The sequence below is a fragment of the Streptomyces sp. NBC_00667 genome, from assembly GCF_036226825.1.
Classification (GTDB): domain Bacteria; phylum Actinomycetota; class Actinomycetes; order Streptomycetales; family Streptomycetaceae; genus Streptomyces.
On record NZ_CP109022.1, the window covers coordinates 6762404 to 6783674 of the forward strand.

The 21271-nt window shown below is 71.6% G+C and carries 18 protein-coding genes; 12 read left to right on the top strand and 6 right to left on the bottom strand.

Annotated features, from left to right (window positions below; all coding sequences use genetic code 11):
* Window positions 1-28 precede the first annotated feature (28 nt).
* The 4 genes from OHA81_RS30625 (at window position 29) to OHA81_RS30640 (ending at window position 5029) form a co-directional block, all read left to right on the top strand.
* A complete protein-coding gene (locus OHA81_RS30625; RefSeq protein ID WP_329201331.1) occupies window positions 29-1591 on the top strand; it encodes a sugar ABC transporter ATP-binding protein in 1563 nt (520 codons plus the stop codon).
* Window positions 1588-2688 carry an ABC transporter permease gene (locus tag OHA81_RS30630; protein ID WP_329201333.1) on the top strand — a complete coding sequence of 367 codons (1101 nt, stop codon included), beginning with the start codon at window positions 1588-1590 and terminating at the stop codon, window positions 2686-2688. The genes OHA81_RS30625 and OHA81_RS30630 overlap by 4 nt, the downstream gene beginning before the upstream one ends.
* Window positions 2685-3707 (top strand): galactofuranose ABC transporter, permease protein YjfF, encoded by a 1023-nt coding sequence (yjfF, locus tag OHA81_RS30635; RefSeq protein WP_329201335.1) that lies wholly within the window; start codon window positions 2685-2687, stop codon window positions 3705-3707. The genes OHA81_RS30630 and yjfF overlap by 4 nt, the downstream gene beginning before the upstream one ends.
* Window positions 3708-3799: 92 nt before the next feature.
* Window positions 3800-5029, top strand: a complete 1230-nt coding sequence (locus tag OHA81_RS30640; RefSeq protein ID WP_443056722.1) for an aldose epimerase family protein — start codon at window positions 3800-3802, stop codon at window positions 5027-5029.
* On the opposite strand, the gene OHA81_RS30650 is transcribed toward OHA81_RS30640, so the two are convergent.
* A complete protein-coding gene (locus tag OHA81_RS30650) occupies window positions 5024-6100 on the bottom strand; it encodes a LacI family DNA-binding transcriptional regulator (protein WP_443056723.1) in 1077 nt (358 codons plus the stop codon). The genes OHA81_RS30640 and OHA81_RS30650 overlap by 6 nt on opposite strands.
* Window positions 6101-6437: 337 nt before the next feature.
* On the opposite strand from OHA81_RS30650, the gene araD reads away from it, so the two are divergent.
* A complete protein-coding gene (gene araD / locus OHA81_RS30655) occupies window positions 6438-7175 on the top strand; it encodes an L-ribulose-5-phosphate 4-epimerase AraD (protein WP_329201338.1) in 738 nt (245 codons plus the stop codon).
* A gap of 1308 nt (window positions 7176-8483) precedes the next feature.
* On the opposite strand, the gene OHA81_RS30660 is transcribed toward araD, so the two are convergent.
* Entirely contained in the window at window positions 8484-9923 is a 1440-nt protein-coding gene (locus OHA81_RS30660; protein ID WP_329201340.1) for an MFS transporter, read from the bottom strand.
* A gap of 59 nt (window positions 9924-9982) precedes the next feature.
* Here OHA81_RS30660 and OHA81_RS30665 point away from each other — a divergent pair, with 59 nt between their 5' ends.
* Entirely contained in the window at window positions 9983-10510 is a 528-nt protein-coding gene (locus tag OHA81_RS30665; RefSeq protein WP_329201341.1) for a winged helix-turn-helix transcriptional regulator, read from the top strand.
* 94 nt (window positions 10511-10604) lie between these two features.
* Here the strand turns inward: OHA81_RS30665 and OHA81_RS30670 are convergent, their stop codons facing one another.
* A complete protein-coding gene (locus OHA81_RS30670; protein ID WP_329201343.1) occupies window positions 10605-12008 on the bottom strand; it encodes a serine/threonine-protein kinase in 1404 nt (467 codons plus the stop codon).
* Between the two features lie 272 nt (window positions 12009-12280).
* On the opposite strand from OHA81_RS30670, the gene OHA81_RS30675 reads away from it, so the two are divergent.
* From OHA81_RS30675 to OHA81_RS30685, 3 genes are all read left to right on the top strand, one after another.
* Window positions 12281-13654, top strand: a complete 1374-nt coding sequence (locus tag OHA81_RS30675) for an oxygenase MpaB family protein (protein WP_329201345.1) — start codon at window positions 12281-12283, stop codon at window positions 13652-13654.
* A 168-nt stretch (window positions 13655-13822) separates the two neighbouring features.
* Window positions 13823-14131 carry a hypothetical protein gene (locus OHA81_RS30680; protein WP_329201347.1) on the top strand — a complete coding sequence of 103 codons (309 nt, stop codon included), beginning with the start codon at window positions 13823-13825 and terminating at the stop codon, window positions 14129-14131.
* A gap of 169 nt (window positions 14132-14300) precedes the next feature.
* A complete protein-coding gene (locus OHA81_RS30685) occupies window positions 14301-14483 on the top strand; it encodes a hypothetical protein (protein ID WP_329201349.1) in 183 nt (60 codons plus the stop codon).
* Between the two features lie 104 nt (window positions 14484-14587).
* Here OHA81_RS30685 and OHA81_RS30690 read toward each other — a convergent pair whose 3' ends face one another.
* Window positions 14588-16042, bottom strand: coding sequence for an alpha/beta hydrolase family protein (locus OHA81_RS30690; protein WP_443056724.1), 1455 nt, complete (start codon window positions 16040-16042; stop codon window positions 14588-14590).
* Window positions 16043-16252: 210 nt separating this feature from the next.
* Here OHA81_RS30690 and OHA81_RS30695 point away from each other — a divergent pair, with 210 nt between their 5' ends.
* From OHA81_RS30695 to OHA81_RS30705, 3 genes are all read left to right on the top strand, one after another.
* A complete protein-coding gene (locus tag OHA81_RS30695; RefSeq protein ID WP_329201351.1) occupies window positions 16253-16870 on the top strand; it encodes a hypothetical protein in 618 nt (205 codons plus the stop codon).
* Window positions 16871-16963: 93 nt separating this feature from the next.
* The gene (locus OHA81_RS30700; protein WP_329201353.1) at window positions 16964-17512 is read left to right on the top strand and encodes a PadR family transcriptional regulator; all 549 of its coding nucleotides are present in this window, start codon (window positions 16964-16966) and stop codon (window positions 17510-17512) included.
* A 216-nt stretch (window positions 17513-17728) separates the two neighbouring features.
* Entirely contained in the window at window positions 17729-19453 is a 1725-nt protein-coding gene (locus OHA81_RS30705; RefSeq protein ID WP_329201355.1) for an acyl-CoA dehydrogenase family protein, read from the top strand.
* A gap of 83 nt (window positions 19454-19536) precedes the next feature.
* Here OHA81_RS30705 and OHA81_RS30710 read toward each other — a convergent pair whose 3' ends face one another.
* Together OHA81_RS30710 and OHA81_RS30715 are read right to left on the bottom strand one after the other, a co-directional pair.
* The gene (locus OHA81_RS30710) at window positions 19537-20451 is read right to left on the bottom strand and encodes an NAD-dependent protein deacetylase (RefSeq protein ID WP_329201357.1); all 915 of its coding nucleotides are present in this window, start codon (window positions 20449-20451) and stop codon (window positions 19537-19539) included.
* A gap of 104 nt (window positions 20452-20555) precedes the next feature.
* Window positions 20556-21098, bottom strand: coding sequence for a GNAT family N-acetyltransferase (locus tag OHA81_RS30715; protein WP_443056725.1), 543 nt, complete (start codon window positions 21096-21098; stop codon window positions 20556-20558).
* Window positions 21099-21271: the final 173 nt, after the last annotated feature.

A 21271-nucleotide genomic window follows, 5' to 3' on the forward strand; every position in this document is an offset into this window, starting at 1 on the left:
CACCACCCCACACATGAGAGGAGGGCGGATGGCATTTCCGACCACCCCGCCGTCCACGGGCGGCGGCGGCCCGCGGCCGGTCGTTGAAGCGCACGGCATCCGCAAGCAGTTCCCGGGCGTGCTCGCCCTCGACGGAGTCGCCCTGCGGCTGTTCCCCGGTGAGGTGCACGCCCTGATGGGCGAGAACGGCGCCGGGAAGTCCACCTTGATCAAGGTGCTCACCGGTGTCCACCCCGCCGACGGCGGCACCATCGTCGTCGACGGCCGGGCCCACGCGTTCGCGGACCCCCTCCAGGCGCAGCAGGCCGGCATCAGCACCGTCTACCAGGAGGTCAACCTCTGCCCGAACATCTCGGTCGCCGAGAACATCCTCATCGGGCGCGCACCGCGCCGGTTCGGTCTCCTCCACTGGTCCGCGATGCGGCAGCGGGCGGCCGAGCTGCTGACGGAACTGGACCTCGACCTGGACGTCACCAGTCTGCTCGGTTCGCATTCCCTGGCGGTCCAGCAACTGGTCGCCATCGTGAGGGCCGTGGACGTCTCGGCGAAGGTGCTCGTGCTGGACGAACCCACCTCCAGCCTGGACCGCGAAGAGGTCGCCCAGCTCTTCACCCTGGTGCGGCGCCTGCGGGACCGCGGTGTGGCCATCCTGTTCGTCACGCACTTCCTCGACCAGGTATTCGACCTCTGCGACCGCGTCACCATCCTGCGCAACGGCAGGCTGGAGGGCGAGTACCCGATCGGCGAACTCACTGCGGTGACGCTGGTCCAGCGCATGATCGGCGGAGAACTGGCCACCCTCGACCAGTTGTCGGGCCGTGCCCACGAGGAAGCGGCCGAACGGGCGACCACCGGAGAGCCGTTCCTCCGTGCGCGACGACTGACCCGCGCGGGCTCGATCGAACCGTACGACCTCGACGTCCACGCCGGCGAGGTCGTCGGACTCGCCGGCCTCCTGGGTTCGGGCCGCACCGAGGTGGCGCGCCTGCTGTTCGGCGCCGACAGCGCGGACGCCGGAGAGGTGAGGATCGAGGGCGAGAAGGTGGTCCTGCGCACCCCCCGGCACGCCATCGCCCGGGGCATCGCGTTCTGCTCCGAGAACCGCAAGTCGGAGGGACTCGTGGGCGAGCTCACGGTCCGCGAGAACATCATCCTCGCGTTGCAGGCCGCTCGCGGCTGGACCAGGCCGGTGGCCCGTGCGCAACAGGACGAACTGGCTCGGCAATGGATCGAAGCCCTGGACATCCGCCCCGCCGATCCCGAAGCGCAGGTACGCCACCTCAGCGGAGGCAACCAGCAAAAGGTGCTGCTCGCGCGCTGGCTGCTGACCGCCCCCCGGCTCCTGATCCTCGACGAACCCACCCGGGGCATCGACATCGGGGCCAAGGCGGAGATCCAGAAACTCGTGGCCCGCCTGGCGGGCGAAGGCACCTCCGTGCTGTTCATCTCGGCGGAACTCGAAGAGGTCCTGCGCCTGAGCCACCGCATCGCCGTGCTCCGCGACCACCGCATGGTGGCCACCCTCGCGAACGACGACACCGTCACGCCCGAACGCCTCCTCACGACCATCGCCACCGGAACGGACTCATGACCACCCAGCCCGCCACGTCCGAGGCGGCCGGCGGAATCGGAAGACGACTGGCCGGCCACCGCCTGCTGTGGCCCGCGCTCGTCCTGCTCGCCCTGCTCCTCGGCAACCTCGCGTTCCACCACGACTTCTTCTCCGTCCGCATGCGCGAGGGCCACCTCTACGGCAGCCTCATCGACGTCCTCCAGTTCGGTGCGCCCCTCATCCTGGTGGCGCTCGGCATGACCCTGGTCATCGCCACCCGCGGGATCGACCTCTCGGTGGGTTCCACCGTCGCCATCGCCGGCGCCCTCGCCTGTGGGCACCTCTCCACCGCCGCAGATCCGGGAAGTGTCGCCACCACGCTCACGGCCGTCGCCCTCGCGCTCGGCTTCGCCCTCGTGCTGGGCCTGGCCAACGGCTTCCTGGTGTCCGGGCTGGGGGTGCAGCCCATCGTGGCCACCTTGATCCTCATGGTCGCGGGCCGCGGCGTCGCCCAGCTGATCACCGGCGGTCAGATCATCACGGTGACCAGTGCCCCCTACAAGATGATCGGAGGAGGCTACTGGCTGACCTTCCCGTTCGCCGTCCTCCTGGCAGCCGCCCTCGTCGCGCTCACCGCCTTCGTCACCCGTCGCAGCGCACTCGGCATGCTGATCGAGTCGGTCGGCGGCAACCCCGCCGCCAGCCGCCTGGTCGGCATCCGGGCCGGCGGTCTGCTCGCCCTGGTCTACGTCTCCAGCGCGCTGTGCGCGGCCGTCGCCGGGCTGATGATCAGCTCCAACGTCTCCAGCGCCGACGGGAACAACGCCGGCCTGTGGATCGAACTCGACGCGATCCTCGCCGTCGTCATCGGAGGCACCGCCCTGACCGGAGGACGCTTCTCCCTCGGCGGCACCGTCCTGGGCGCCCTGACCATCCAGACCCTGTCCACCACCGTCTACACCCTCGGCGTCCCACCCGAGACCACCCTCGTCTTCAAGGCCTTCGTCGTCATCGTCGTCTGCCTCGTGCAGTCCCCGGCCTTCCGGGCCAAGGTCCTGCGCCGCCGCAGGAGGACCGCTCCCCGATCCCACGCCACAGCGGGCGCCGCCCCGCGGCAGCAGGAGGCAGGCGCATGAGTACCGGCATCGCGAGCGCCGCGGCGCGACTCACCCGTCCCTTCGCGACCGTGCCGCCGCGCACGCGTACCCGTATCCCGCTGATCGTCACGGCCGTCCTGCTGGTCGTCCTGTTCGGTGTCGGGTCGGTGCGCTACGAGGGCTTCCTCTCCGCGCAAGTCGTGCTGAACCTGCTGATCGACAACGGATTCCTGCTGGTCGTCGCGGTCGGGGCGACCTTCGTCATCCTCACCGGCGGCATCGATCTGTCCGTCGGCTCCGTGGTGGCCCTGTCGACCATGCTCACCGCCTGGCTGGTCGAGTCGCACGGCTGGCCCCTGGCCGCCGTCATCCCCCTCGTCCTGCTGGTCGGCGCCGCGAGCGGGACGCTCATGGGCTGGCTCATCCACACCTTCGAGATCCAGCCGTTCATCGTCACCCTGGCGGGCATGTTCCTCGCCCGCGGGCTCTGCTACACGATCAGCACCGAATCCATCACGGTCAACGACCCCGCCACGGCGAAAATAGCGCAGACCCGGCTGTACGGTCCGGGGGGACTGTTCGTCTCGATCCCGGTGCTCATCGCCCTGGCCGTGCTGGTGATCGCCTTCGTCGTACTGCACCACACGCGCTTCGGCCGCAACGTGTACGCGCTGGGCGGCAACGAGTCCTCCGCCCGCCTGATGGGCCTTCCGGTGGGCTCCACCGAGATCGCCGTGTACGCCGTCAGCGGCTTGTGTTCCGCACTCGGCGGCCTGCTGCTGACCTTCTACATGCTTTCCGGCTACGCCCTCCACGCCATGGGCATGGAGCTCGACGCGATCGCCGCCACCGTGATCGGCGGCACGCTGCTGACCGGAGGTTCCGGCTTCGTCCTGGGCACCGCCCTCGGCGTGCTCGTCCTCGGCCTGATCCAGACGGTCGTCAACTTCCAGGGCACGCTCAGCTCCTGGTGGACCCGGATCGTCATCGGCGCCCTGCTGCTCGTGTTCATCGTGCTGCAGCGTCTGATGAGCGGCCGCGGCACCGCCACCGACTGACTCCATCAGCCCGTGCCACCGCGTTCGCGCCGCGACCACGGCTCGTTTCCCGGCGCGCCCTCCGGTGGACCGACTTCCAGGAAAGAGCCGCCATGGACCACGCATACGAATCCGTCCGCCAGGACGCCGAGGGCGCCGAGCCCAGGCCGACCGTCGGCTGTCCGCCGACGGTCCACCCCCTGCGCCTGGACGATGAAGGACCGGGGGAGAGGTGGCGGCTCGGCTTCCCCGGACGGGCCTGCGCGGAGGTCCACACACGCGGCGCCCGCCTCCATTCCCTGACCCTGCCGGACCGCTGGGGCCACATCGCCGACGTGGTGCTCGCCGCCCGCGACCCCGGTGCCCGCGCGGGCTCCGCACGCTACTTCGGTGCGACGGTGGGCCGTTGCGCCAACCGGATCGCGCGCGGCCGGCTCGTCGTCGACGGCGTCACGCACCGGCTCGCCACCCAGGAGACCGGGCACACGCTGCACGGGGGTCCCGACGGCTTCGACCAGCGCGTGTGGCGGTGCGAACCCTTCCACTCCGCGCACCGCACCGGTCTCCGCCTGTTCCTGCACAGCCCCGACGGAGACCAGGGATTCCCCGGCGCCCTCGACGTCCGCGTCACCTACACGCTGGACCGGGGCGACAACCTGACCCTGTCGTACCAGGCGGTCGCCGACGCGCCGACGATCGTCAACCTCACCAACCACGCCTACTGGAACCTCGAAGGGGAGGGGTGCGGCGACGTCCTGGCCCATCACCTCCAGGTCGAGGCCCCCCTGTACACCCCCGTCGACGCCGAGCTGATCCCCGACGGCCCGCACCGCTCGGTCAGGGGCACCCCGTTCGACCTTCGCCGGCCCCGGCGGCTCTCCGACGTCCTGACCCATGCCGATGAGCAACTGGCCCTCGCCGGTGGCGGCTTCGACCACAACTGGGTCCTCGGCGGCGCCCGGCGACTCCGTCCTCGGAAGGCCGCCGTGTTGTACGCCCCCGCATCCGGCCGCCGCATGGACGTGCGCACCACGGAACCGGGCCTCCAGGTCCACACCGCCCAAGGCCTGACCGGTGACATCACGGGCAAGGGGGCAAGCCCTACCAGGCCTACGCGGGGGTCGCGCTGGAAACCCAGCACTTCCCCAACTCGCCGAACCGCCCCGACTACCCGACGGTCCTCCTGCGCCCGGGCGAGCCGTACCGGTCCAGCACGATCCACAGTTTCACAACCGTCATCGCCTGAGAGGGGCGGCGCCGGCCCTGTCCGCACCGACAACACGTCGGTGCCCGGGCCACCTACCCCCGGGGAAGGGGCAATCCCTGGGCGATGGGGGTCATGAGCTGGGGGGACCGATCCTGCGGGCCGTACTGGCGCGCACGATGAGCTCGGGCGCCACCACCAGGTGTGTCGACTCGTCGGTCCGGCCTTCGATGTGGTCCAGGAGCAGGCCGATGCTGTCGCGGCCGAGCGAGGCGAAGTCCTGACGGATGGTCGTCAGCGGGGGTGGGAAGAACTCCGCCTCGGGGATGTCGTCGAAGCCGGCGACCGCCACGTCCTCCGGCGTGCGCAGGCCCGCTTCCCGCAAGGCCCGTAGGACACCGAGGGCCATCTGGTCGTTGGCGACGAACACCGCGGTGAGGCCCGCTCCCTGTCCCCGTGACGCCCGGACCCGGCCCGCGAGCTGCTGGCCGGCCTGGTATCCCGACAGCGGACTCCAGTCGCCGCGCAGCACGGGCGGCACCTCGGCGCCGGCATCTCGTAGCGCGTCCTCCCACCCCTGCGTGCGGGCCTCGCTTTCGAGCCAGTCGGCGGGGCCTGCGACGTGCCAGACGGTGGCGTGGCCCGACGCGAGGAGATGTTCGGTGATCATGCGAGCCCCGAGGCTCTGGTCCAGCGACACCCCTGGCAGGTCGAGGGTGTGACCGCCTTCCACGGTGACCACCGGGCACGGGGCCTCCAATGCAGCCAGGGCCCTCACCGCGGCGCGTTGGGGAGTGACGGCGACGATCCCCTCGACGCCCCACCCGGCGAGGTGCTGCATGGCTTCGGCGAGGGCCGTCTGCGTGGCGGTCCGCAGTGTGACGGCGGACGTCAGATAGCCGCGGTCGCGAGCCGCCTCCTGAACTCCCGCCACGGTGCTGGCGGGCCCGTGCAAAGTGGTGTTCACCGCGATGACGCCCAGCGTGTGGGTCCGGCGAGTGGCCAGGGCCCGTGCTGCCGAGTTGCGGCGGTACCCCAGCTGCTCGATGACCTGCGTCACGGCGGCCCGGGTCTTGGCGCTGACGTTCGGGTGGTCGCTGAGCACGCGTGAAACGGTCTGGTGGGACACGCCGGCGACGCGCGCGACGTCCGTCATGGTGGGCGCTCGCGAGACGTCTGGGAGCTGGGTCAACTCTCTTCCTTTCCTCATCGAGCGGCCTTCCCTCACGGTACCGAACCAGCCGCGGCCCGCACACATCTCGGGCCGACCGGGAGATCGGCGGCCAGGCAGCGATGTTCGCGTTCACATTATGCAGCGTTGGCCCCATGGCGTGGGCAGGAATCTGCTCGTAGCTCTTGAGATTGCTGCTTGTTAGCGCTCACAATTCGATCGGGGTAGCTGGGGAAGGCGGGACGGCTGCGGTAGCGCGCCGCCGTGCCTGGTGCGGCCCCCGATCAGTCCAGCCCACTCATGCGCGACTGCGGGGCCCGCCGGCAGCCGGTTCCGGGGAAACCGCCGCGCATGTCAGACAGACGGTGAGAGCGTAGTGAGCGAGAACCATCTCAAGGACCTCCGTCGCGAGGTCCTCGCAGCCAACCTGCGCATCCCGGAGGCCGGTCTGGCCACCCTCACCTGGGGAAACGTCAGCGGAGTGGATCGAGACGCCGGCGTCTTCGTCATCAAGCCGTCCGGGGTCTCCTACGCCGACCTCACCGAGGACGACCTGGTGGCGGTGGCGCTGGAGGACGGGCGGGTCGTCGACGGGCACCTCAGGCCGTCCACCGACACCGAGACCCATCGGTGCCTCTACCGGGCCTTCCCCTCCATCGGCGGCGTCACCCACACGCACTCGACGCACGCCGTCGCCTTCGCCCAGGCGCGCCGCCCGATCCCCGTGCTCGGCACGACACATGCCGACACCTTCAACGGGCCCGTTCCCGTGACGGCGGATCTCACTGCCGAGCAGTGCGCGCAGGACTACGAGTACAACACCGGACAAGTGATCGTCGCCCGGCTCGACGGCGACCCCCGGCGGGCCGAAGAGGTCCCCGGAGCGCTCGTCTCACGGCACGGCCCCTTCACCTGGGGCGCCACCGCGAAGGCTGCGCTGGAGAACGCCATCGTCTGCGAGGCCGTGGCGGAGATGGCGCTGCACACGCTGGCGCTGGGGTCCCACCTGGGGGACGCCTCCGCACCGCCGAGGCATCTGCTGGAGAGGCACTTCACCCGTAAGCACGGTCCGGACGCCTATTACGGCAACACCCCTCCCGTCCCGGGCATCTGAGGCCGCGCACCGCCACGCGCGCGTGATCCTGCCCGACCGTCCGACAGATGCGGCCCGAAAGCCAGCGGGACCTCCCGCGGGCGTCCGGCGTCACGGTTCACGCGCTTGACGCGATCGGCCGGGGGAGGGAGGCGTCAGGGGTGGGTGCGGTCCGGCCCCGCTTGACCTCGCGGAGCCGGAGCCGGAGCAGCGGCCGACCGATCCGAATGGGCCGCACGCGTGCAGCCGGCATCGCCCGTCGGCTTCCGAGTGCGGTGATGACCTCATCACGCAGACGAGGCACCTCGCCGGGTGCTTCCCACGTTGCCCTGGGGTTGCTCCGGGCCGGTGTACATCGGAAATCTGGGGTTGTGCCCCGAAGAGGGGTGTTCGCCGCGAAGTCCTGGTCGGCGCCCAGCTCGCGGGCGGCCGCGACGGTGGTGTGTTGTGCAGGTCGCTTGCGTGCCGTCCGGGTCTCGGCCGGGAGGTGGGTGGGGAAGCGGGCGGCCTCGCACACGACCGGGCAGGGCCGTCGGCGCCACCCTGGCAGCCGGTGCCGATGCCGACCAGGAGCACCAGCTCGTCGGCCGCACACGTCGTGTGGCCGTCCGCCCGTGGGCAATGCGGGCCGTGCGCGGCCGCAGACTGACAGGCGGTCCCCTTCGGGTCGGGCGGGCGGCACGCTTGCCGGGGCGTCGGATGGCCTCGTCCCCAAGGCACGGGAAGGGCGGCCGGCAGGGCGGCAGGCGGCTGGTGCGCCTCGCCGCCCGGGTCCTGGAGACGGGTGGCAGAAGCGCGTTGACCTGGGCGTGGTCACGGGCGCGCGCTTCCGCCGCCCGCAGGACGAGTGCGCCCACTGGGCGGGCGGCCTCACCATCGCCGACGCCATGGTGCTGGTCGTGTCGACCACCTGCACTTCGGCCGCCGGCCCGCGCTCACCATCTGCCGCAGCGGCGCGTGCCGGATCGCCCGCGTCGACACCGTGCCGGGGTGCGAGCTTCGCTGGGACATGGGGCGTATGGGTCTCCGTCACGGGCTGGCGCTGCCGCCGGTCATCGATTTCGCGCCCCCGACATCCGTCCGTCCAAGTCATGGCGGTAGTCGGCCTGCTTCGGACGGAGAGCAGGCCAACAACCGGTACGGCCAGCAGAATTGACCGGCCATCCGCTGGCTGGCACGGCTCCGACGGACCGCATCCCACTGTCCAAGAACACCGGCCCACCGTCCTGAACCACCCATGGAGCCGAACCTGGTGGCCTACGGGCGCCGGCGGCTGGACCCGCGGCCGGAAACACCCCGTCCCGTCCGTCGACGGGCGGGACCCGCTTCTCAGGCGGCGCCGACCTTCGCGGACTCCGCTACGTCGGTCGTCTTGGCGGCGGCCGGTCGCGGTGTGCGGACCAGCGGTACCGACGCGCACGCGGCGAGCAGGGACGCCGCGGCGACCGCGTACCAGCCGTGCCGGAACGCGGCGACAGCGTGTCCGGGGGCCGGGGTGCCGAGGATGCCGACCAGGATCGCGACGCCGAGGACCGCGCCGAGCTGGCGGCCCATCGAGGTGATGGCCGAGCCGGTGGCGAAGCGGCCCGGCGGCAGGGCGGCCGCCGATGCCCCGGTCAGGACCGGGAGCGTCATGCCGACGCCGAGGCCGGTCAGTACCATGCCGGGCAGGAGCGAGGTCGCGTAGGCGGAGCCGGTGTCGAGCGTCGCGGCCCACCACAGAATGCCGGTCGCGAACAGGACGGTTCCCGCCAGCGCGATGCGGCCCGCACCGAATCTGGCGACGGCGGGCCCGATCAGCAAGGCGACCGGCGGCACCAGCAATGGCCCCGGCGCGATGGCGAAGCCGGTGCGCAGAGCCGAGTAGCCCCAGACGCCCTGGCACCACAGCACCGTGCCGAGCAGCATTCCGGCGAAGGCGACGGTGAAGAGCGTCAGGGCGGCCGCCGCGGAGGCGAACGACGGAACCCGGAGCAGCGGCAGCTCGACGATGGGCGCGGGGTGGCGGGCCGAGCGCACGACGAACCAGACGCCGAGCAGCACCGCGGCAGCCAGGCCGCCGAGGGTGCCGGCGCTCATCCAGCCCCAGTCGGGCGCCTTGACCAGGCCGAGCGCGAGCGTTGCGATGGATCCGGTGAGCAGGGCGGCGCCGAACAGGTCGGGCAGCGGACTCTTCTCCGCCCCGGCGCGTCCGGGCGACGGCAGCACCTTGACGCCGAGCGCGAACGCCGCGACCCCCACCGGCACGTTGACGAGGAACACCCAGCGCCATCCGGCCTCGACCAGCAGCCCTCCGACCACCGGCCCGAGTCCGGCGGCGATCCCGCCGATCGACGCCCAGGCCCGCACCGCCCCGGCGCGCTTCTCGGGCGCCGTCGTATCGAGCAGCAGCGCGAGCGACGTCGGCATCAGCAGCGCAGCGCCCGCGGCCTGCACGAGCCGTGCCGCGACCAGCGTCCCGACGTGGGGAGCGAGGGCGCAGCCGGCCGAGGCGAGGGTGAACACCGCCAATCCGGTCAGGAAGACCGGCTTGTGGCCGGAGCGGTCGGCGACGCGGCCGGCGACCACGAGGAGTGCCGCGAAGACGATCGCGTAGCCGTTGAGGACCCAGGAGAGGGAGCCGAGGCCGCTGCCGCCGAACGAGTGGCCGATCGCCGGGAGGGCCACGTTGACGATGAAGAGGTCGAGGTTCGACATGAAGACCGCGGCCGTGACCGTCGCGAGCACGGCTCGGGACGCCGCGCGTGAGTTTGAAAATCCAACTGTCATGGACCGGAGGCTAGCGGTGTGAGTTTGAGAACGCAACGGACTCGGGGGATGATGGGGAGGTGACCTCGAACGTGAAGCAGGGCGAGAACTCGGTTCCGCACCCCGAAGTGCCCGGCCGGCCGTGCTCCGTGGCCGCCGCGCTGCAACTCGTCGGCGAACGCTGGGCCCTCCTGGCGATCCGCGAGATCTTCTACGGCAATCGGCGCTTCGACCAGATCGTCCGCAACACCGGCGCCCCCCGCGACCGTCTCGCCGCCAGGCTGCGCGCACTGGAGGAGGCGGGCGTGGTCGAGCGCCGCGCCTACAGCGAGCGCCCGTTGCGCTTCGAGTACCACCTCACGGAGGCCGGCCGGGATCTCGCGCCGGTGATGCGCGCGCTGCTGGCCTGGGGTGATCGCTGGGCGGTGGACACCCCGCCGGTCGCGTTCCGGCATCGGGGCGGGCCCGGCTCCGAGCACGACGCCGAGCACGACCTCGATCTGACGTCGACGTGCCGTACCTGCGGTGAGGAGGTCGGGTCGGGAGGTCTCACGATCGACGTGCGGGCGCCCGGATGGGATCGGGCCGGGCCGGTCGAAGCCTCCTGAACTCGACAGCGACCAGGTGTGGGCTGGAGAAGGGCTCGCCCGTTCCGTAAGCGGGGTGGTGGCGGCTCAGTGCCCCAAGCAGGCCTTCACCGTCTCATTCCGACGGCGCCTTCTCCTTCTCCCTGCCCTTTTCCTTTTCCTTCTTCCCGTTGCTTCCCTTGTTTCCGGCCTGCTGCTCCTTCTCCTTGGGCGCCGGCCCGTGGCCCGTTTGACGGGGGTCGACACGGGGGTCGACGGAGGTCGAGGCAGCAGTACCGGCAGTGGATGTCCGGTTACGGGCCCCGGCAGCCTGGGCCCCGGCAACCTGGGTCGCGGTGCCCGGGGTGGTGGCGTCCGAGCTCGTGGCCCCGGGCGCGGAGGGAGCGGGCGCCGCGGGCGTCGTGGGTGTGAGCGACGGACGCGCGACCGCCTGGGGCGTCGTCGGCCGGCTGCCGGAGGGCGCGTGGGAGGAGTCGGTCGCCCCTACCAGGAGCACGGACGCGCCGACCACGCTCGCGGCCAGCGTGACGACTCCCGCGGTACGGCGGGACGGGCGGCGCGGGCGCTTCTGCGGACCGGAAACATGCGGGAGGTGGCCGAGCGGGCTGGGTGCGCGGTGCGTGTCCGATACCGGCTCCGCCGGAACGGCGGTGGGAACCGGACGCACCGGCATGCCCCGGGGTGGCTTTCGCACCGCCCCGAGGCTTTGCAGGGTCAGGTGTACGCGGGCGGCGTCGGGGCGTGCCTGCGGGTCCGGATCCGTCATCGCCCTCAGCAACCTGCCCAGGCCGCCGGGTATCCGCTCGGGCACCTCAGGAGGACGCAACAGCGGGGCGACACCGATCTCGGCGGGCGTGCCCACGTACTCGCGGACGCCGGTGAGCGCTTCCAGCAGTGTCAAGCCCAAGGCGTAGACGTCGCTCGCCATGCCCGCCCCCTGGCCGCGCAGCTGCTCGGGAGCCATGTAGGCGAGCGTTCCGACGAGCGTTTCCGGTTCGCTGCGGGAGTGGTCGTCGACGGCACGGGCGAGCCCGAAGTCGGCCAGGAAGGGGGAGCCGTCGTCGCTGAGCAGGACGTTGGACGGCTTGATGTCGTGGTGGATGATGCCGTGCGCATGGACGTGGTCAAGGGCCGACGCGATCTCGGTACCGAGCCGGATGACGTGTACGGGGCTCAGGGGACCGGCATCTATACGGGTGCGCAGGGTGATGCCGGGTATCAACTCCGTCACCATGTAGGCCCCTTGTCCGTGGCGGCCGATGTCGTACACGGTGACCAGGGCGCGGTGGGAGAGCCGGGCCAGGGTCTGCGCCTCGTCACAGAAGTGGTCGGCGGTGACGGTGTCGGCTCCGGGGCGGAAGAGTTTGACCGCCACCTCTCGTTCCAGGACCTGGTCGACACCGCGGAACACGTCCGCCGTCCCGCCGGAACCGATGAGGGCTCGAAGCCGGTAGCGGCCTCCGAGCAGGGAGCCGAGCGGGGTCTGCACTGCGTGGGCCGAACTCGGGCGCGCCGACATGCGGGACCTCCTCTACTCGCCGGCATTACGCCGCGCTTACCCCACGGACGGCGGGCTACGCAGTCCGGCGATACCGGTGGGCGCCGGCTCGGCGCCGGCGCCTCACGGAGGGTTCACCGCCGGGATTCGGGGCTGATGCGGGTGCTGAGAGGCGTGTGGGTGTTCGGGGAGACGCACGTCAGGGTGGTGGGTGGGGCGGGATGGCGAGTGGCGGCGTTGTAGGGGTGATGTGGTTTCTCTAGTGAGACGGGGAGTCTCCTGTGCCCTCTGCGGTGTCAACTGAAGTCGAGACCCTGTTAAGGCGGACGCTCGGAGAGCGGCGGATCGGGCTGGTGGCCTGGCGGTTGCTCGTGTTGCAGATCGCGCATCCTGTCGTCGCGGCCGGAATGGCCCGGTACTCCACCTACCGCGCGCACCCGTGGCGGCGGATCGAGCACACCATGGAGAGCGGGAGTCGGCTGTTCTTCGCCGGGCCCGAGGAGCGGCTGCTGGAAGTGGCGCGGCTGGCCCGGACGCACCGCCGGATCCAGGGGACGGACGCGGCCGGACGGGCGTACTCCGCCGAGGATCCCGAGGTGCGCGGCTGGGTGATGGTGACGCTGTACGAGGCGATGACCACCATGCGCGAGCTGGGTGGCGATCCGCTGTCGGCGCGTGAGCTCGACGTCCTGTACGGCGAGTTCCTGGAGGTGTGCGGGGCGCTGGGGATTCCCGGTGAGGCGGTCCCGGCGAGCGCCGCGGAGGTGGCCGCGTACGTCGACCGGCATGTGCGGGAGGTGCTGGAGTACGGCGACGAGGTCCGCCACATGCTCTACGAGATGCTGCGCGAGGCCCCCGTACCGCGGCGGCTGGCCGGGCTGGGGCCCGCGTGGCCGGTGGTGCGGGCGGTGATCGCATGGACTCTGACCACCCTGACCGTCAGCGATCTGCCGCCGGCCTGGCACGAGCGGTTCGGGACGTCCCGCGGGCGTGTGGGCGCCGCACTGTCGTGGAGCCTGCACCGCGGACTGCGGCACGCCATGAACCTCGCGCCGGACCGCGTGCGCTACCGCCACCGGTCCGAGGCCGGCGGCGCACCGCCCGCGCGCGTGCCGCGGCCGAGGGGCGTCGACTCCCGTCCGGCCCGGCTGGAGACCTTCTTCCGTCAGGTGCTGGACCAGACCGGAAACGGCCGCGTCGACTCCGCCGACCTCCAGGCCATGGTCCACACCATGTGCTGGCGGCTCGAACTGCCCGTGGAGCGGGAGGACACCGTGTACGCCGCGTTCGAGGGCTGGTGGCAGCAGTTGCGCCAGAGCTCTGACGCCGACGGGGACGGCGCTGTGACGTGCGCGGAGTTCGTCGGCGCGATGCTGGCCGGGGTGGACGAGGACCCTGAGTACCTGGAGAAGGGGTTGGTACCCGCGGTGCGGGCACTGTTCCGGGCTGCCGACAGCGACGGGAGCGGGTACCTGGGCCCGGACGAGTACCGGGTGCTGTTCGGCGGCACCCGAGTGCACCCGGCCGAACTCAACGACGGCTTCCGGGAACTGGACGCCGATGGAGACGGGCGGATCGACGAGGAGGAGTTCGTCGCCGCGTTCGCCCAGTTCTTCACCGCGCGGAGCGAGGCCGTCGCCGGCACGGCGCTGCTGGGACGAGCCTGAGCGTGGGAGTCGGGCGGCGGGCTTACGGGCCCGCCGCACCGCCCCGGAGGGTGAATGCCGAGGGCGTCGCCAGGCAGGGAGGTCCTCCCGCCCCGCAGGGTGTGGCATCAGGGGGATCGGGTGGAGTGTGAGAGCGGTGCTCGGGGGCGGAGCTGTCAGCCTGGGAGGATGAGCGAATCGGGTGAGGCATCCTCCGCGCAGTCGGACGAACAAGTCGTCGAACGGCTCGTGCCGGTCTGGCTGCGTGAGGCGGCGGTGCATGGTTCCCCCACGGCCGACGAAGCCGGGAAGGACTGGGAGCACCGGCGTCTGTCGGGCGAGGCCGCGCGCGAGTTGGCCGACTGGGTGACGGCTCGTGTCACCGATACGGCGTTCAATGAGGAGGAGGGGCCGACTCAGACGGGACCCACCCGCATCAGCGTCTCCGACAAGTCGGCCGTCCACCGTTGGCTCGCCGCCCAGGGGCATCGCCTCTGAAATCGCCTCGGAAGTGGGGCCGCTGCCCGTGAGGCCGTCCACCGGGCTCCGTCGTGTTCGCCCCCCTCTGGCGCGCCCGTACGGACCTGATCGCTGCGGGGCTGCCGCGTCGCCCGCATGGGGCCGCAATGTGCGGGCAGACGCGCCCCACCTTCTGGAAGGAGCAGTGATGCTTGGTATCGCAGCCGCGGTCTTGTTCTTCATCAGCTTCCTGATCAACGCGGCGGAGATCTCGACGAACCACGTGTTCTCGTCCGGCAATTTCATGGTCCTGGGCCTGATGCTGCTCGCCCTCCACGTGGCAGGCGTAGGCAGCGCTTGGACCGCGACCACCCGTCGCCGTCGCCGCTGAACCTCGCAGGCGTCGTCCAAATCGGTGACGTGGCTTCCGCACCGTGCCGAACAGCCGGCGACGCGCGGGATCGGTCGTGCCCCCGGCTGCGGCGGCACGGCCGATCAGCGGTTGCTGCCCGGGCGGTAGACGCTGAGGTCGCCGTAGGCCGACAGGGCGCCGGACAGGTCACCGGGGTCGTGCCGCAAGGTGGTGTTCAGGAAGGCGAGGGTGGTTGCGGCGACGACGCGCGGGCTCTCGGTGCGGCCCAGTGAGCCGACGATCGAGGGCACCGGCGGCAGGTACAGGGGGGCGTCCGTGAAAGTGAGGTGCGCGGCGCCGGGGAGGGTGAGCCGGTAGCTCGTCGCGGTGCTGCGCTGGAGGACCTCGGTGAGGCGGGGTATGTAGCGCGGGTCGGTTTGCGGGCCGATGGCTTGGGTGAGCGCGAGCGCCGGCTGGTGGAAGGGACGCGGATCGGGGTCGCGGGGGTAGCCGTCCATATTGATGACGGCGGCGAACCGGCTGTCCTGGCGGGCTGCTTGGAGGGCTGCGCCGCCACCGAGGGAGTGGCCGGTCGCCGCGGCCCGGCCGGTGTCCAGGTGTCCGGTCAGCGGGCCGGCGATCTCACCTCGGTCCAGCCGCTCCAGCTGGGTGAGGACGAAGCTGAGGTCTGCGGCCCGTATGCGCGTGGTTTCGGCGGCTCGTTTGTCGTCTTCGTCGTCGTCGCCGGTGGAGGCGATCTCGGTGTTGATCGTCCGGCCGTCGGTCAGGACGACGGCGGCGGAGTCGTAGGGGTGGTCGAGGGCGGCGACCACGTAGCCGTTGCCGGCCAGTTCCTCCGCCCAGGCGGTGTTCTGTGTGCGCACTCCGCCCAGCCCGGGGGAGAACAACACGACGGGGAACCGTCCCGCGCCGTCGGCCACCGGGGCGTCGAAGACCGCATGGGTGTGGGCGCGCGGAACACCGTCGACCAGGAAGCCCGGGAGGCCGGCGTAGCGCGCCAGGGCGTCGGAGACGGTGCGTGCCTCCTGCTGTGTGCGGCCCAGGTACTGGGCCGGCTGCGTACCTGCGGGGCTCTTCCGTGCGGGGTACCAGAGCTGGACGACGACCGTGCGCCGGTCGTCGGGCGTGGCGGTGGCCGTCTCGGGGCGGTTCGGGTCGGTCCACTGCACCACGCGGGTGCCGACCGCGAAGTTGCCCGTCGGTTCGGGGAACACGGGTACGGGACAGGCCCAGGCGGCTACAGGCCCTGCGGCGATCAGGCCGACGCAGACCACCGCCCCCGGCAACGCCAGCCACCACCGGGCCCGCCCCACCGGCCGGCCGGGACGGCGACGCAGCAGAGGAGGTACGGCGAACGGCAACGTGAGGGCGCCGCCTGCCAGTACCGGCAGCATCTGCCAGCGGAGCCCCACCACGCTCAGCACGAGCACGGACAGTACGAAACCCGATCCCGCCGCGATCGTCACGCGTGGGCGGGCGGCGGGAGGCAGCCAGCGCGCCACCACCAGCGCAACGGCACCCAGCAAGGCAAGGATTTCCAGGGGGGACATGTGCAGTCCCGTGATGATCTCGGTCACCCGCCCATCCTTGGTGCGGGGCAGCCCCACCACATCGCTCCCGGGTCGCCGTCAGGTGCAACCGAAGTCGCAGTCCGAGGCACGCCCTCTGCGACCAAAGTCGCATCCAGGCACCGACCCGGTCGGGGGCGCCGGCAGCGTCTCGCTCAACGTAGGCATCCGGCGGAAGGCCGCGGGGTCCGGAGATCGGTGACCGGTATGCTCCGGGACATGGGGCTGGACATCAACGTGCTGATCGCGGACTGGTCCTGGCTCGGCGAAGCCCCTGAAAACGGCAGGCTGTCGAAACTGAGGAACGCCTGGTACGCCGAGGAGACCGGGCTGTGGGACGACGACGCGCCGGTGGTGGAGGGTGACTGGCACTGGCCCCGAGGTCCGCACCGCGCCGCGTTCTCCGTCTACGAGTTCCGGAACACCCTCGGTTCGTTCAAGGCGCACTTCTGGGCCGGGGAGCGGTGGGAGTCCGCACGCGATCACACCGACCGGCCGATGCGTGCCGAGTTGGACGCCTTGCTGCGCGGGCTGATCTGGGGAGGGATGGACGGCGAGGCCGAGCACGTCGATCCGGGCTTCTTCTGCCCCGACCCCGCCGTCAACTACGGCGTGTTGCTGGCGCGTTCGCCGGACAGCGTGCGCGAATTGGCCGCGACATCGGAGCGGCTGCGCCCCCGGCTGGGCGACCTGCGTCCGGCCTTCGACCGGTACGCCGCCACCCCGGGGGCATGGGTCTGCGACTTCGACGAGTTCGCCGACCTGCTGGAGGACTGGGACCGCGTCCTGTCCGAGGCGGCGCGGCGGGGCTGGGGAGTCGTGGGGCTGAGCCAGTAGGGACGTCGGGCGCGGGCGGCCCCGGGGGTGAGGCGTGTCTCATCGGTCCGGTGGTGCTTGTCCATGCAACGAGTTGCATATAAAGATCGGGGTATGGCGCTAGAGCACGCGATCCTCGTCTCCCTGCTGGAGCAGCCGGGCTCCGGCTATGAGCTGGCCCGGCGGTTCGACCGGTCCATCGGCTACTTTTGGACCGCGACCCATCAGCAGATCTACCGTGTGCTCAAGCGCATGGAGAACGACGGCTGGATCGAGGTCCGCGCTGTTCAGCAGCAGGCCAGGCCGGACAAGAAGGAACACTCCGTCACCCCGGCCGGCCGCGCCGCCCTCTCGGCCTGGCTCCGCGACCCCGTCCAACCCGACAGCGTCCGTCACGAGATCGCCGTCAAGATCCGTGGCGCGGCCTTCGACGACCCGGCCGCGCTGATCAGCGAGGTCGAGCGGCACCACCAGGCGCACGCCGACCGGCTGACCCACTACCTCGCGGGGGAGCTGCGGGACTTCACCGGCCCGGAGGCTCCCGCCGCGCCGGACACCGGTGAGGAGCTGCAACACGTGGTGTTGCGCGGTGGTATCGCCTACGAGCGGATGATGCTCGCCTGGCTCGAGGACGTCCTTGCCACGCTCCGCCGGATCGCCTAGACCGCCGGCCGGGCGCGCGAACGGTCCGGCCCACCCGGCCGCTCCGGCAGCCCGTCGTCGGGCGTGCACCACCTCGCCACCGTCCGTCCCCGCCACGCCGCAACCGCCCGACGAGCCCCCCCCGACGCTTCCCCGTCCCCCCGACGCTTCCCCATCCCCGTGTCCCCAGCCCCCGACAGAGCCCGGACCGCACCCGGGCCCGAAAGGCGAACCCTCATGACCGACACGCTGCTGTTCAACCCGCACACCTATGACCCCGCCCACTTCGACCCCGAGACCCGCAGGCTGCTCCGCGCCACCGTCGACTGGTTCGAGGCCCGCGGCAAGCGCAAGCTGATCGAGGACTACCGCTCGCGGGCCTGGCTGGCGGACTTCCTCGCGTTCTCCGCGAAGGAGGGCCTCTTCGCGACCTTCCTGACCCCGGCGCCCGAGGCCGGCGACGACGAGCCGGACAAGCGCTGGGACACCGCGCGGATCGCCGCCCTCAACGAGATCTTCGGCTTCTACGGCCTCGACTACTGGTACGCCTGGCAGGTCACGATCCTCGGTCTCGGCCCGGTCTGGCAGAGCGACAACGCCGCCGCCCGCTCCCGCGCCGCGCAACTCCTCGGCGAGGGCGAAGTGTTCGCGTTCGGCTTGTCCGAGAAGACGCACGGCGCCGACATCTACTCCACCGACATGCTCCTGGAGCCCGACGGCGAAGGCGGCTTCCGCGCCCGCGGGTCCAAGTACTACATCGGCAACGGCAACGCCGCCGGCCTCGTGTCCGTCTTCGGACGCCGCACCGACGTCGAGGGGCCCGAGGGGTACGTCTTCTTCGCCGCCGACAGCCGTCACCCGGCCTACCACCTGGTGAAGAACGTCGTCGACTCGTCCAAGTACGTCAGCGAGTTCCGCCTCGACGACTACCCCGTCCGGGCCGAGGACGTCCTGCACACCGGCCGCGCCGCCTTCGACGCCGCGCTCAACACCGTCAACGTCGGCAAGTTCAACCTCTGCACCGCCTCCATCGGCATCTGCGAGCACGCGATGTACGAGGCCGTCACCCATGCGCACAACCGGATCCTCTACGGCCGCCCCGTCACCGCCTTCCCGCACGTGCGCCGCGAGCTGGCCGATGCCTATGTCCGACTCGTCGGCATGAAGCTGTTCAGCGACCGTGCCGTCGACTACTTCCGCTCCGCCGGTCCCGACGACCGCCGTTACCTGCTCTTCAACCCGATGACCAAGATGAAGGTGACCACGGAGGGCGAGAAGGTCATCGACCTCATGTGGGACGTCATCGCAGCCAAGGGCTTCGAGAAGGACGCCTACTTCGCCCAGGCGGCCGTGGAGATCCGCAGCCTGCCGAAGCTGGAGGGCACGGTCCACGTCAACCTCGCGCTGATCCTCAAGTTCATGCGCAACCACCTGCTGGAGTCCGCCGACTACGCGCCCGTGCCGACCCGCCTCGACGCGGCCGACGACGCGTTCCTCTTCCGCCAGGGGCCCGCGCGCGGCCTGGGCTCCGTACGTTTCCACGACTGGCGGCCGGCCTTCGACGCGTACGCCTCCCTGCCCAACGTCGGCCGTTTCCGCGAGCAGGCCGACGCCCTGTGCGAGTTCGTCAAGACCGCCGCCCCCGACGAGGAGCAGAGCCGTGACCTCGACCTCCTCCTGGCCGTGGGCCAGCTCTTCGCCCTGGTCGTCCACGGCCAGCTGATCCTGGAGCAGGCACGCCTGTCGGGCCTGGACGAGGACGTGCTCGACGAACTGTTCGCCGTCCTCGTGCGGGACTTCTCCGCCCACGCGGTGGAGCTGTACGGCAAGGACTCCGCGACGGCGGACCAGCAGAGCTGGGCGCTCGGGGCGGTTCGGCGCCCGGTCGTCGACGCCGACCGCGCGGCGCGCGTCTGGGCGCGCGTGGAGGCACTGGCCGGGGCGTACGAGATGGCGCCCTGACGAGACGAGACGAGACGGGGCCCGGCGCGACGCGGGGCGGCCCCGCGTCGCGCCGGCCCGGCGCCGGCGGCCTTGAGTTCCCCTCAAGGCCGCCGTGCCGGCCCCTCCGATCGGGCGTCCAGCGGGACGTCCAGTCGCTCGGCCACCGTGGTGAGCGTGGCCCCCAAGGGCAGCGCGACCCGGGTGACGGCGTGCCGGTCGCCCCGGGTCGGATCCCGGTTGACGATCAGGACGGGCTTCCCGGCCCGGGCCGCCTGGCGGACGAACCGCAGCCCTGACATCACCGTCAGCGAGGAGCCCAGGACCAGCAGCGACGTGGCCGCCTCGACCAGGCCGCGGCAGTGCTCGACCCGAGGCGGCGGAACGCTCTCGCCGAAGAACACCACGTCCGGCTTGAGGACGCCCCCGCACTCGTGGCAGGGCGCCACGCAGAAGTCCCCGACCTGCTCGTCGGTGAGGTCGGCGTCGCCGTCCGGGTTGAGTGCCGCCGCCACCGGCGCGAAGCCCGCGTTGGCCTCCTCCAGCCGGTGGGCGAGCTCACGGCGCGAGGTGAGGGCGCCGCAGGAAAGGCAGATCACGCGCTCCAGGCTGCCGTGGAGTTCCACCACGCCCTCGCTCCCGGCGGCCTGGTGCAGCCCGTCGACGTTCTGGGTGATCACACCCGAGAGCAGGCCCTGCCGCCCGAACGCCGCCACCGCCCGGTGCCCGGCGTTGGGCAGGGCGCGACCGAACGTGCGCCAGCCGAGGTGGCTGCGTGCCCAGTACCGGCGCCGGGCACGGGCACTGGCGGTGAATTCCTGGTAGGTCATCGGGGTGTGCCGACTCAGGCTCCCGCCCTCTCCCCGATAGTCGGGGATGCCCGACTCCGTGGAGATGCCCGCCCCGCTGAGCACCAGCACACCACCGCTCCTCAGCGCGTCGACGACCGGCGCCGGCTCCGTGGTGCCGGGGGGCGGGTCCTCGGTGGGCGTCCAGCTCAGAGTGGGGCGCGTGCGCATGCTGCCAGCGTACGGAACGGGTAGGACAACGGCGCGGGAGCCGGACGGCGGGGCGGTGACGGTCGCGGGCGGGCGGTACGGCGTCCCTCGCGGCGGGGGAGGCCTCAGGAGCGGGTGCGTCCCCATGTCTGCAGGCTGTAGGGCCGTCCCTTCTCCTCACCGGTGATCAGCGGCACGTCGAGCAGGCGAAAGCCCGCCTTGGTGGCCACGGCGACGCTGGCGGCGTTCTCCGCCTCCAGTTCCACGATCACCTGCTCCGCGCCCAGTTGCTCGAAGGCGTAGGCGGACATGATCCGGACGGCTCGGGCCGCCAGGCCTCGGCCGCGGTGCGCCGGGCCGACCGCGTAACCGATCTCGGTTCCCTCCGGAGCGCACCGCAGCATCACCTCGCCGAGCGGTGCTCCGCCGTCGACGGTGATGGCGAGGAGGATGGTCGTGCCTTCCGCCCGCAGCTTGCGGTCCCGGTCCAGGCGCGCGCGGGCGGCCGCGGCGTCGAAGGGGGAGACGATCGGTGTCCAGTAGGCGATGTCGGGGTGATCGAAGAGTCCCGGCATCGCGGCCAGGTCCGCCTCCGTCCAGTCCCGTAGGACGAGGCCTTCTCCCTTGAGCTCGATCCGCTCCGGAAACGACGGGTTCGTGCTGGTCATGATGGGGTTCCTCCGCGGCCTGGTCCGACGAAGCAGGGTAACCGCGGACAGGTGGCGGGGGCACACGGATTCCGGCACTCCCGGAGTCCGGCCGGCCGGCGCGGCAACAGCTTCGACTGCGCGGCGTGACCGGCCGGGCACCATTGGTCGCCGCCACCTGGCTCGCCGCCTAC